This window comes from Streptomyces sp. NPDC005485 (assembly GCF_040606085.1).
GTDB lineage: Bacteria > Actinomycetota > Actinomycetes > Streptomycetales > Streptomycetaceae > Streptomyces.
The window spans coordinates 1-11,347 of the sequence record NZ_JBEXDZ010000228.1 but is presented as its reverse complement, the minus strand read 5'-3'; the positions used below and the strand labels follow the sequence as shown (position 1 = coordinate 11,347).

Below are 11,347 nucleotides of genomic sequence, written 5' to 3'. Positions count from 1 at the left end.
GGCGTGCCCGCGGGGGCGGGCCCCCCCGCGGGGGGCCCCGCTCCGTTTCAGCCTTTCCTCACCAGGTGGCGCGCACCTGGCGGATGATCCGCCGGCGCAGCCGCACCTTGCGGCTGCCGTCGGTATGCAGGCTGAGGCGGTCCAACTCCCAGTGTCCGTACTCCGCATGGTCCGTCAGCAGGCGTGTCGTTTCCTTGCGGGAGACCCCGCGCGGTACGTACACGTCGACAAATTCGTATTCCGGCATCGCATCTATTGTGCGGGCAGAGGCCGTGTACGGATAGCGTCTGCCCTATGTCTGATGCTGTGCAGCCCACCGCTGCCGAGGTACGTGCCGCCGCCGAGGCGGTCAAGACCGCGCTCGACCGCCACCTGGCGGCGGTCGAGCGCAGGTCGGGCGATGACGACCCGGCCGTCTACGAGGCGTTCAACGAGCTGGCCGCGGCGGCCGAGGAGTACGACGAACTTCTCTACGACCGCTACGACGAGGTCACACCCTTCGAGATCCCTGGTTCGGAAGACACCCTGCCGCCCTACACGGGCCCGGAGGAGCCGAACGCGCTGAGCGTGCTGATCCGCCGGGACTACGCGGTGGTGGAGCCGCAGCGCCTGCTGGCCCAGGCCCAGCGGGTGGAGGCCGCCGAGGACGAGGGCGTGGTGGGTGAGGACGTCGAGGCGTCCGGCACGGTCCACGGGGCGCTCGGCGTCCTGTTCGGCGAGTTCGAACCGGACGAGATCGCCTCCCGGCACAAGGAGTTCGGCCTGGAGGAGGGCGACTCCACGCTCTGGGTCACGGCCGCGGACGAACCGGCTGATCCCGGCGAGTGGCTGGAGTCCCCGTTCGAGCAGACCGACCCGCAGCGCGTGATCTGCCGCTTCGACGTCAGCGCGGTCTTCGACGACGACGCGGAGGACGATCTCGACGAGGACGACGACCTCGTCCCGGGCCCCGCGCTCGACGGAGATCTGGACGACGACGGCGATCTTGAACCGTTGGACGCTGATCGCTGATCGCTGAACCTGATCGCCAATCGCTGAAAGGTGATCACTGAGAACGCATGAGGTGGCGGCCACCGGGACACCGGTGACCGCCACCTTCGTGTGTGAGCCGACGGCTCAACCGGCCGCCGGGACCTGCGCCTTGAGCAGGACCGGCAGACGGGTGGTGCGCGGCTTCTGCGGGACCTCCGCCACCGCCCGCGGCAGGGCCTGCTCCACCCCGTGCACGATGGAGAGATGGCGCTCGGCGCGGCCGAAGGCCGTGTAGACCCAGGGCCGGGTCAGGGCCTGCGCGGCGTCGCCGGGGAGCACCACGACCGCGGCGGGCAGCCGCAGGCCCACCGCCTGGTGCGCGGTGAGGGCCCAGCCGTGCCGCACCGACTGCTCCACCCGCTCCTTCGCCACGACGACGGGGGCGCCCGCGCACTCCAGGTGCAGTCCGTCGGCGTCGGCCTTCACCACCTGCCCCGGCACCGTACGGCCAGGGACGGGGGAGTAGGCGATCCGGTCGCCCGGGTCGAAGCCGCCGAAGCGGCCGGGGCCGGGGTTCAGCCGTTCCTTGAGGGCCGCGTTCAGCGCGCGCGTACCGGCCGCGCCGCCGTGCCCCGGCGTGATCACCTGTGTCTGCTCGGAGGGGATGCCGAACGCGCGCGGCACCGAGTCCGCGACGAGCTGCACCGTGCGGTGCACGGCCTCCCCGGCGTCCCGCACCGGGACGATCACGACCTCCTTGCCGGGCGCCTCGACCTGGTTCAGCTCGCCGATGCCGATGCCGGAGACCAGTTCGCCGATGGGTCCCGGGTCGGGCGTCCGCGAGGCCACCTGCGGGAAGACCCGCGCGGCGAGCAGATCGGCGAAGACCCGTCCCGGACCCGCGGACCACAGCACGCCCGGGTCGCCGCTGAGCACGAGTCGGGACCCGTCCGCCAGGGACTCGGCGAGCAGGGCCGCCGTCTCGACATCGAGCTGCGGGGCGTCCAGCACGACCAGGAGGTCAAGGGCGAACGCCCCGTCCGCGTCCCGGCCCGGCCCTTCGGTCCCGGAGAGCAGAGCGGCGACCGTGGTCACCGCGGCATCGAGCGCCTCGCCCTCGGTGCCGGTCTCGCTCTCGGTGCCGGTCTCGTCCGCGGCGCCCGTCGACTCCCGCGCTGCCGCGACCAGTTCCGCGAACCGGCGCTGTCCGTCCGCGGTGTGCGCGGCCGCGTACGCCCGCAGGCCCAGTGCGCGGGCCGCCGCGACCAGCGCCGCCGGTTCCGCGCGGGCCGCCTCGCCGCCGGTGTGCAGCACCAGGCCGTGACCGGCGACCGTGCGCATCAGCTCCGCGGTGGAACCGGTGGCCGACTCGGCGGCCCGGGCCCAGTCGGGCGCGTCCTCCTTCGGCAGTGCGTTGACCACCCGGGCGAGGCCGTCGGCGAGGCTCTCCTCGGCGAGGGCGTACCGCTCCAGACCGATGAGCACGCGGACCGGCTGCTCCTCGGGCTCCGCCGTATCGTCCTGCGCCTCCTCCCGCGCCGGCGCGGCGGGCACGGTCGTCTCAAGAGCGTCCTGGAAGACCAGGGCCTCGCCCTCCGCGAGCGCGCCCTGCACGGCCGTGTCGGGGTCCGGCACCGAGCGCTGCGCGAGCGCCGCGGTGAGCGCCGGGGCGTCGAGAGCGGTGTGCCCGGCGAGGGCCGCCTGCTCAAGGAGCCAGACGGTGAGGGCCCGGCCGCGCCGCTCGTCGTCGGGGCCGCACTCCGCGCCGAGCAGCGCCCGCGCGAACCCGTCGGCCTGCTCCGGCCGCACCGCCGAGACCCGCAGCAACTGCCAGGGATCCTCCCGCAGTTGCCTGTCCGCGTCCTCGCCGAGGGCGGCGACGACCTGCGGCGCGAGCGCGTCGGGCGCCCCGCCCTCGGTCAGTACCGCGCGTACGGCGTCGAGGGCCTCCGGTGCCACGGGCGACGGCGCGGCGGGCGTCGCGACCACGGGCTCCGGCCGCCGCACAGGTTCGGGGACCGTCCTGCGAGGCGCGGGCGCGGGCTCGCGGAAGGCGGTGGCCGGCGGCTTGGCGCCGCTCTCCACGGCGCGTACCGCGGCGAGCAGGTCGGCGGCCGTTCCGCTGAGCTTGCCGCCGGCCTCGACGGGGCCCTGCTTCTCGGCCTTGCGCTGCGCGATCCGCTCCCGCAGCTCCCGCTGGGCCGCCAACTCGGCCTGTGCCTCGGAGAGTTCCGCGGGGGCTGCGGCCTCGGTGGTTTCGGCGGTTTCAGTTGCTTCGCCGGCGGCACCGGCCTCGCCGCCGTCCCCGTCCTCGCTGTCGGGCGCCGTTTCCTCGGTGGTCCCGGTCTCCGGCGCGCCGTCCTGCGCACCGGCCCCCGGGGTCCCCGGCTCCGCTTCCTCCGTGGTCTCGGGCTCCGTGGTCACAGCGTGCTCCAGTCGTGATCGGGATAGTGGTGCACGGGTGCCGACACGTCGTCGAGCGCCCGGCAGATCTCGTCAGGAAGACTAAGGGTCTCCACTGACAATGCGGCCGTGAGCTGCTGCGCGTTGCGCGCGCCGATGATGGGGGCGGCGACTCCGGGGCGGTCGCGGACCCAGGCGAGCGCCACCTGGATCGGCGTCACGGCCAAGCCGTCCGCCGCGGTCGTCACGGCGTCCACGATGCTGCTCGCCGCGTCGTCGAGGTACGGCGCGACGAAGGGGGCCAGGTGCTCCGAGCCGCCCCGGGAGTCGGCGGGCGTCCCGCCCCGGTACTTGCCGGTGAGCACACCGCGACCGAGCGGCGAGGAGGGCAGCAGGCCGACGCCCAGGTCGAGGGCGGCGGGCAGCACCTCCCGCTCCACCCCGCGCTGGAGCAGCGAGTACTCCATCTGCGTACTGGCCAGACGGGTGCGCACGCCGGGCGCCGCGAGCTGCCAGGTAGCCGCCTTGGCGAGCTGCCAGCCGCAGAAGTTGGACACGCCCGCGTAGCGCGCACGGCCGCTGCTGACAGCGATGTCGAGTGCCTGGAGCGTCTCGTCCAGCGGCGTGCCCGGATCGAAGGCGTGCACGTGCCACAGGTCGACGTAGTCCGTGCCGAGCCGGGCGAGCGAGGCGTCGAGCGCGGAGAGCAGATGCCCGCGCGAGCCGTCGAAGCGGCGGTCGGGGTCCGGTACGCTCCCCGCCTTCGTCGAGATGACCAGGTCCCGGCGTGGCACGAGCCCTTCTATGAGCTGTCCGAGCAGATACTCGGCCTCCCCGTCGCCGTACACGTCCGCGGTGTCGACGAGGGTCCCGCCCGCTTCCCAGAACACCTTCAACAGCTCCGCAGCGTCGTGCTCGCCGGTGTCCCGCCCCCATGTCAGCGTGCCGAGTCCGATCCGGGACACACGCAGGCCGGTACGGCCGAGATGCCTCTGCTCCATGGACGCCGAGATTACTGGCCGGAACTCGGTACGTGGGGGCCCTGTGGACAACCTGGATCACCAGGACCTGCCGACGCGGGTCCTGTGCGCCGAAACCCTTCCCTGCCGCGCTGTCCACCGGCGCGCTAGTGTCTCCGGCACAAGGGACGTTACTGATCGGTAAGGGGATCGGCCATGCAGCTCGGGATCAACCTCGGCTACTGGGGTGCCGGAATGGACGCGGACAACCTGGCCGTCGCCCAGGAGGCCGACCGGCTCGGCTATGCCGTCTGCTGGGCCGCGGAGGCCTACGGCTCCGACGCGGCCACGGTGCTCACCTGGGTCGCCGCCCAGACGGAGCGCATCGACGTCGGCTCGGCCATCTTCCAGATCCCGGCCCGCCAGCCGGCGATGACCGCGATGACCGCAGCGACCCTCGACTCCCTGTCGGGCGGCCGCTTCCGCCTCGGCCTCGGCGTGTCCGGGCCGCAGGTCTCCGAGGGCTGGTACGCCGTCAAGTTCGACAAGCCGCTGGCCCGCACCCGCGAGTACGTCGAGATCGTCCGCAGGGCGATGACGCGTGAACGGCTGTCGTACGAGGGCGAGCACTGGACGCTGCCCCTGCCGGACGGCCCGGGCAAGCCGATCAAGCTGACCGTGCACCCGGAGCGCGAGCACATCCCGCTGTACATCGCCGCGATCGGCCCGAAGAACCTGGAGCAGACCGGCGAGATCGCCGACGGCGCCCTGCTGATCTTCCCCTCGGCCGAGCACATCGAGGACACCGCGCTCACCTACCTGCGCGCGGGCCGTGAGAAGGCCGGCAAGACGATGGAGGGCTTCGACGTCTGTCCGACGCTGCCGCTCGCGGTCGGCGCCGACAAGGACGTGACGGCGCTGGCCGACATGTTCCGCCCCTACACCGCCCTGTACGTCGGTGGAATGGGCAGCCGCAAGCAGAACTTCTACAACCAGCTCGCCCAGCGCATGGGATACGAGAAGGAAGCCGCCGAGATCCAGGACAAGTACCTGTCCGGCGACAAGGAGGGCGCGGCGGCCGCCGTCCCGCACACGCTGATCGACCAGACCACGCTCCTCGGCTCCGTCGACCGCATCGCCGACCGCATGAAGGCCTACGCGGCCGCCGGCGTCACCACGCTGACGCTGGCCCCGGCCGGCTTCACGCTCGACGACCGCATCGCCTCGCTCCGGGCGGGCTTCGAGGCCCTGGAGCGCGCCGGGCTGGCCTAGGGCCAACAGGACGGAAGCGCACCATCCGCGGGACGCGAGGGTGCGCGTCACCAGCGGGACTGAGGAGTTCTGCGGCCGTGGTGGGGGCTCGGGGGGTCTTCCCCGCCACGGCCGTCACGGAGAACAACGCGCAAGGTCCCGGTGGGTTACGCGCCGGAGCGTCCCTCGTCATCCTTCGTTTGGCGGATTTGTCGGACACATCGGTTGCCGCGCCCCTGACATCCCATTTGACTCGGTTTCTGCGGAACCCTGCATGGAGGTGCCAGTGATGCTTTCGGCCAAGAGTCTGTTCCAGGAGATCATCGACAACGACGAGTCGTTCCGGCTCTTCTGCTCCATCGCCGCCGGCGGGGAGACCCAGGGAGGCTGGGAGAACGCGCGGATCGCCGCCCTCGTCCCGCCGAGCGAACGGGAACTCGCGCCCAGGATCACCCGGCACGGCGCCGACGAGGACAAGCACGGGCGGATCTTCAACGCCCTCATGAAGAAGCGCGGCCTGCGCCCCGTCGAGGTCCCGGCGGACACCGACTACACGATGCTCCTGGAGCGGCGGGGAATCGGCCTCGCGCACGACAGGCTCAAGAGCGACGAGCCGCTCACCGTGCAGGACATCGTCACCTATCTGGCCCACAGCCGCGTCACCGAACAGCGCGCCTCCGAGCAGATGGACCTGTTGCGCAGGCACTTCGCCGATCACCCCGACATCGGCCGCGCGGTGCGGATGATCTCGAACGACGAGGACAACCACCTCGCGTACTGCCACGAGGAACTGCTGCGCCTCGCACAGGCCGGGCACGGCCGCCCCATCCAGCGGACCCTGCGCGAGTGCGCCCTCGCCGAGATCCGTGTCTACCGCGACGTCAGCCTCGCCGTGATGGACCACATGGGACGCATCCTCGGCTGGCCGAAACCCAAGGCGTCGGTCCTCGCCGCGGGCATCCACGCCGTCTACGCCTACGAGCGTGTCGCCGGATGGCGGCGGATGGTCTCGCTGCGGATGCCCGAGCGGCGCGACGCGCTCGGCGGCCCCGCGACCAGCGCCCCGGAGTTCGCCTAGGAAACCGCCACGCACGCGTGGCGGGTGACTACAGCCATCCCCGCCGCTTGAACAGCCGGTACAGGCCGACCTCCAGCACCACCATGGCGAGGATGACCACCGGATACGACCACCGCCAGTGCAGCTCCGGCATGTGTGTGAAGTTCATGCCGTAGATCCCGGCGATCATCGTGGGCACCGCGGCCATCGCCGCCCACGCCGAGATCTTCCGCATGTCGTCGTTCTGCCGGACGCTCATCTGCGCCAGATGCGCCGAGAGGATGTCCGAGACCAGCCGGTCCAGCCCCTCCACGGACTCGTTGACGCGCGTCAGATGGTCGCTGACGTCACGGAAGAAGGGCCGCGCGTCGTCGTGCACGAAGGGCACCGCCACGCCGGACTGAACCAGGCCCGCCAGCCGGGTCAGCGGTGGCCCGAGCGGGCCGGTGGCGCGGCGGAACTCCAGGATCTGCCGCTTGAACCTGTAGATCCGCGACGCGGTGTGCCGCGATCCGCCGCCGGTGGGGGAGAAGACCTCGGTCTCCAGCTCCTCCAGGTCGGTTCCCAGCTCGGTGGCCACGTCGAGGTAGTGGTCGACGATGGAGTCCGTGATCGAGTACATCACCCCCGTCGGCCCGTGCCGCAGCGTCTGCGGCTGCTCCTCCAGATGACGCCGGATGCTCCCGAGCGGCGCACCCTCGCCATGGCGCACGGTCACCACGAAGGAGTCGCCGACGAAGATCATCAGCTCCCCGGAGGTGACGGTGTCGCTGTTCGGCTCGTACGTCACCGGCTTGAGGACCATGAACAGCGAGTCGTCGTACACCTCCAGCTTGGGGCGCTGGTGTGCCTTCAGGGCGTCCTCGACGGCCAGCGGATGGAGCCCGAACTCCTCGGTGACCGTGTCGAACTCCTTCTCCGTCGGCTCGTAGAGGCCGATCCACAGAAAGCTGTCGCCGCGGGCGCGCGCCTCGGCCAGTGCGTCGGACAGGTCGTCGGGACCCTCCGTCCGGCGGCCGTCGCGGTAGATGGCGCAGTCGACGATCACAGAGCGTATTCTCCCCTCGCCCACCCGGGAACGCATGCCGATGGGCGCCTACCCTGGGCCGCATGCCCACCCTGATCCTCGTCCGGCACGGACGCTCCACCGCCAACACCGCCGGACTGCTCGCCGGCTGGACCCCGGGCGTCGCCCTCGACGAGCGTGGCGCCGAGCAGGCCGCGGCGCTGCCCGGCCGCCTCGCCGCGCTGCCGATCTCCGAGGTCGTCACCAGTCCGCTGCAGCGCTGTCAGGAGACGCTGCGGCCGCTGCTCGACGCGCGTCCCGGGCTGCGCGTACACACCGACGAGCGCATCGGCGAGTGCCACTACGGCGACTGGTCCGGCCGCAAGCTCGCCGAGCTGATGGACGAGCCGCTGATGGGAGTCGTCCAGGCCCATCCGTCCGCGGCCGCGTTCCCCGGCGGTGAGTCGATGCGGGCCATGCAGACGCGGGCCGCCGAAGCGGTCCGCGAGTGGAACGCGCGCGTGGAGCGCGATCACGGCGGCGACGCCGTGTACCTCATGTGCTCGCACGGCGACATCATCAAGTCTCTGGTCGCGGACGCACTCGGACTTCATCTGGACCTCTTCCAGCGGATCTCTGTTGAACCGTGTTCCATCACCGCGATCCGTTACACACGACTGCGGCCGTTTCTCGTACGCCTCGGCGACACCGGCGACTTCGCTTCGCTGGCGCCGCGCGAGGAACCGCCGGCCGATGACGCCACGGTCGGGGGCGGTGCGGGCGCACCGTGATCGTCGACCGCAGTAGGGTGAAGCGGTCGAAGCAGCGCAGTAGTTGTCGCAAGTGTTGTCAGCAGCCGATGCGGGCCGACGCAGTCAGCCGGTTCGCATGTCGATTCAATGGAGACAGGACGTGTCCCGTCAGGTGTTCCTCTACGACCCCCCGGACCGTTTCGTCGCCGGTACGGTCGGGTTGCCCGGGCGCCGTACCTTCTTCCTGCAGGCCTCCTCGGGCCCCCGGGTGACCAGCGTGGCCCTGGAGAAGACCCAGGTCGCGGCCCTCGCGGAGCGTATGGACGAGCTTCTCGACGAGGTCGTACGGCGCACGGGAGGCATCGCTCCCGTCCCCGCCATGGCCCCGGCGGAGGTCTCCGACACCGCGCCCCTGGAGGCCCCCGTGGAGGAGGAGTTCCGGGTCGGCACCATGGCGCTGGCCTGGGACGGTGACGAGCAGCGCATGATCGTCGAGGCGCAGGCCCTCGTGGAGCTCGACGCCGACTCCGAGGAAGACCTCGCCGAGGCCGAGGAAAGGCTCCTGCAGGACGAGGAGAACGGCCCGCCGATGCTCCGCGTCCGGCTCACCGGCGCGCAGGCACGGGCCTTCGCCAAGCGTGCCCTCGACGTCGTCAACGCAGGACGGCCGCCCTGCCCGCTGTGCAGCCTCCCGCTCGACCCGGAAGGACACGTATGTCCGCGCCAGAACGGATACCGCCGCGGAGCGTGACCACGGCCGAACTGCTCGCCAAGGGCGAGCTCAAGGTGCGCGGGCGGATCCGTGAGGCCTCGAACGCGGTGCTGTACTGCTCCGTCTCCTACGAGGGCCGCGACGCGTTCTGCGTGTACAAGCCCGTCGCCGGGGAGCGGCCCCTGTGGGACTTCCCCGACGGCACCCTGGCACAGCGCGAGGTCGCCGCGTACGAGGTGTCCGAGGCGATGGGCTGGGAGCTCGTGCCGCCCACCGTGCTGCGCGACGGACCCTACGGCGAGGGCATGTGCCAGCTCTGGATCGAGGCCGAACCCGACACCGGGCTGCTCGCCCTGGTGGACGGCGAGGAGCCCGAGGAGGGCTGGAAGGCGATCGGCTTCGCCGAGGTCGGCGAGGGACGGACCGCGCTGCTCGTGCACGCCGACGATCCACGGCTGCGCAGGCTCGCCGTGCTCGACGCGGTGATCAACAACGCCGACCGCAAGGGCGGGCACCTGCTGCCGGGGGACGAGGGACGGCTGTACGGGATCGACCACGGGGTCACCTTCAACGCCGAGAACAAGCTGCGGACACTGCTGTGGGGATGGGCGGGGGAGCCGCTGACCCCGGAGGCGGTCGCGACGCTCACCTCGCTGCGCGAGGGCCTCGCGGCCGGCGCGCCGCTCGCCACCCGGCTGGCCGAACTCATCACCCCCACCGAGATCGACGCCACGCGCGCACGGGTCGTCGCGCTGCTCGCCTCGGGCACGCACCCGGAGCCCAGCGGGGAGTGGCCCGCGATTCCGTGGCCGCCGGTGTGACGCGTCCGCCACCGCCGTGAGCCTCTGACGCACGGCGGCAGGCATCGCGCAAGAGGGCGTTTCCAGCCGTCAGGGGTGGTCCGGTTCGTGTACGGAACATCCGTCCGGTTACGCTCATGACATGCATGCCTGGCCCGCTTCTGAGGTCCCCGCCCTGCCTGGTGAGGGCCGCGACCTCCGGATCCACGACACCGCGACCGGTGGGCTCGTCACCCTTGCCCCCGGTCCCGTCGCCCGTATCTACGTCTGCGGCATCACGCCGTACGACGCGACCCACATGGGTCACGCGGCGACCTACAACGCGTTCGACCTCGTGCAGCGCGTGTGGCTCGACACCAAGCGGCAGGTTCACTACGTCCAGAACGTGACCGACGTCGACGATCCGCTGCTGGAGCGGGCCGAGCGCGACGGTATCGACTGGGTCGCCCTCGCCGAGAAGGAGACCGTCCTCTTCCGCGAGGACATGACCGCCCTGCGGATGCTGCCGCCGCAGCACTACATCGGCGCCGTCGAGGCGATACCCGGCATCGTCCCGCTGGTCGAGCGACTGCGGGACGCGGGAGCGGCGTACGAGCTCGAAGGGGATGTGTACTTCTCCGTCGAGTCCGACCCGCACTTCGGGCAGGTGTCCCACCTGGACGCCGCCGCGATGCGCCTGCTGTCCGCCGAGCGCGGTGGCGACCCGGACCGCCCGGGCAAGAAGAACCCGCTCGACCCGATGCTCTGGATGGCCGCCCGTGCGGGCGAGCCCAGTTGGGACGGCGCCTCGCTCGGCCGGGGCCGCCCCGGCTGGCACATCGAGTGCGTGGCCATCGCCCTGGACCACCTGGGCATGGGCTTCGACGTGCAGGGCGGCGGCTCCGACCTCGCCTTCCCGCACCACGAGATGGGTGCCTCGCACGCGCAGGCGCTGACCGGCGAGTTCCCGATGGCCAAGGCGTACGTCCACGCCGGCATGGTGGCCCTCGACGGCGAGAAGATGTCGAAGTCCAAGGGCAACCTGGTCTTCGTCTCCAAGCTGCGCTACGACGGGATCGACCCGGCGGCCATACGGCTCGCGCTGCTCGCGCACCACTACCGGTCCGACTGGGAGTGGACGGACCAGGTCCTTCAGGACGCCGTCGCCCGTCTCGACGCCTGGCGCGCGGCCGTCTCCCGGCCAGACGGCCCCTCGGCGGACGCTCTCGTCGAGGAGATCCGCGAGGCCCTCTCGAACGACCTGGACGCACCCGCCGCGCTCGCCGCGGTGGACCGCTGGGCGGCGCTCCAGGGCGCACAGGGCGGTACGGACGAGGGCGCCCCCGGCGTCGTATCGCGTGCCGTGGACGCTCTTCTGGGCGTCGCCCTGTAGTCGCCGCTCCCTGGCGAACCTCTTCGATCAGCCGGGCGCCGGGCGGGTTACGGGTGTCGACGG

General features: G+C 71.8%; 11 protein-coding genes. 7 read left to right on the top strand and 4 right to left on the bottom strand.

Annotated features, from left to right (window positions below; translation table 11 throughout):
• Positions 1-58: 58 nt before the first annotated feature.
• Positions 59-247, bottom strand: a complete 189-nt coding sequence (locus tag ABZS97_RS41095) for a DUF5703 family protein (RefSeq protein WP_356147860.1) — start codon at positions 245-247, stop codon at positions 59-61.
• 47 nt (positions 248-294) lie between these two features.
• Here ABZS97_RS41095 and ABZS97_RS41090 point away from each other — a divergent pair, with 47 nt between their 5' ends.
• A complete protein-coding gene (locus tag ABZS97_RS41090) occupies positions 295-1,011 on the top strand; it encodes a hypothetical protein (RefSeq protein WP_356147856.1) in 717 nt (238 codons plus the stop codon).
• A gap of 105 nt (positions 1,012-1,116) precedes the next feature.
• Here ABZS97_RS41090 and ABZS97_RS41085 read toward each other — a convergent pair whose 3' ends face one another.
• Both ABZS97_RS41085 and ABZS97_RS41080 read right to left on the bottom strand, forming a co-directional pair.
• Positions 1,117-3,396, bottom strand: a complete 2,280-nt coding sequence (locus ABZS97_RS41085; RefSeq protein WP_356147853.1) for a helix-hairpin-helix domain-containing protein — start codon at positions 3,394-3,396, stop codon at positions 1,117-1,119.
• Positions 3,393-4,376, bottom strand: coding sequence for an aldo/keto reductase (locus ABZS97_RS41080; RefSeq protein ID WP_356147850.1), 984 nt, complete (start codon positions 4,374-4,376; stop codon positions 3,393-3,395). The genes ABZS97_RS41085 and ABZS97_RS41080 overlap by 4 nt, the downstream gene beginning before the upstream one ends.
• Before the next feature lie 174 nt (positions 4,377-4,550).
• On the opposite strand from ABZS97_RS41080, the gene ABZS97_RS41075 reads away from it, so the two are divergent.
• Entirely contained in the window at positions 4,551-5,606 is a 1,056-nt protein-coding gene (locus ABZS97_RS41075; protein ID WP_356147847.1) for an LLM class F420-dependent oxidoreductase, read from the top strand.
• Positions 5,607-5,874: 268 nt separating this feature from the next.
• A complete protein-coding gene (locus tag ABZS97_RS41070) occupies positions 5,875-6,663 on the top strand; it encodes a ferritin-like domain-containing protein (protein WP_356147844.1) in 789 nt (262 codons plus the stop codon).
• A gap of 28 nt (positions 6,664-6,691) precedes the next feature.
• Here the strand turns inward: ABZS97_RS41070 and corA are convergent, their stop codons facing one another.
• Positions 6,692-7,690 (bottom strand): magnesium/cobalt transporter CorA, encoded by a 999-nt coding sequence (gene corA, locus ABZS97_RS41065; RefSeq protein ID WP_356147840.1) that lies wholly within the window; start codon positions 7,688-7,690, stop codon positions 6,692-6,694.
• Positions 7,691-7,752: 62 nt separating this feature from the next.
• On the opposite strand from corA, the gene ABZS97_RS41060 reads away from it, so the two are divergent.
• The 4 genes from ABZS97_RS41060 (at position 7,753) to mshC (ending at position 11,284) form a co-directional block, all read left to right on the top strand.
• Entirely contained in the window at positions 7,753-8,439 is a 687-nt protein-coding gene (locus ABZS97_RS41060) for a histidine phosphatase family protein (RefSeq protein WP_356147837.1), read from the top strand.
• 121 nt (positions 8,440-8,560) lie between these two features.
• The gene (locus tag ABZS97_RS41055) at positions 8,561-9,151 is read left to right on the top strand and encodes a DUF3090 domain-containing protein (RefSeq protein ID WP_356147835.1); all 591 of its coding nucleotides are present in this window, start codon (positions 8,561-8,563) and stop codon (positions 9,149-9,151) included.
• On the top strand, positions 9,115-9,933 hold the full coding sequence (locus tag ABZS97_RS41050) for an SCO1664 family protein (protein ID WP_356147832.1): 819 nt from the start codon (positions 9,115-9,117) through the stop codon (positions 9,931-9,933). The genes ABZS97_RS41055 and ABZS97_RS41050 overlap by 37 nt, the downstream gene beginning before the upstream one ends.
• Before the next feature lie 121 nt (positions 9,934-10,054).
• Positions 10,055-11,284, top strand: a complete 1,230-nt coding sequence (gene mshC, locus ABZS97_RS41045; RefSeq protein WP_356147829.1) for a cysteine--1-D-myo-inosityl 2-amino-2-deoxy-alpha-D-glucopyranoside ligase — start codon at positions 10,055-10,057, stop codon at positions 11,282-11,284.
• Positions 11,285-11,347: the final 63 nt, after the last annotated feature.

Coding starts and splice junctions, on each gene's coding strand:
- ABZS97_RS41095 (WP_356147860.1), bottom strand. CDS start 247: ATGCCGGAATACGAATTTGTCGACGTGTACGTACCGCGCGGGGTCTCC.
- ABZS97_RS41090 (WP_356147856.1), top strand. CDS start 295: ATGTCTGATGCTGTGCAGCCCACCGCTGCCGAGGTACGTGCCGCCGCC.
- ABZS97_RS41080 (WP_356147850.1), bottom strand. CDS start 4,376: ATGGAGCAGAGGCATCTCGGCCGTACCGGCCTGCGTGTGTCCCGGATC.
- ABZS97_RS41075 (WP_356147847.1), top strand. CDS start 4,551: ATGCAGCTCGGGATCAACCTCGGCTACTGGGGTGCCGGAATGGACGCG.
- ABZS97_RS41070 (WP_356147844.1), top strand. CDS start 5,875: ATGCTTTCGGCCAAGAGTCTGTTCCAGGAGATCATCGACAACGACGAG.
- ABZS97_RS41060 (WP_356147837.1), top strand. CDS start 7,753: ATGCCCACCCTGATCCTCGTCCGGCACGGACGCTCCACCGCCAACACC.
- ABZS97_RS41050 (WP_356147832.1), top strand. CDS start 9,115: ATGTCCGCGCCAGAACGGATACCGCCGCGGAGCGTGACCACGGCCGAA.
- mshC (WP_356147829.1), top strand. CDS start 10,055: ATGCATGCCTGGCCCGCTTCTGAGGTCCCCGCCCTGCCTGGTGAGGGC.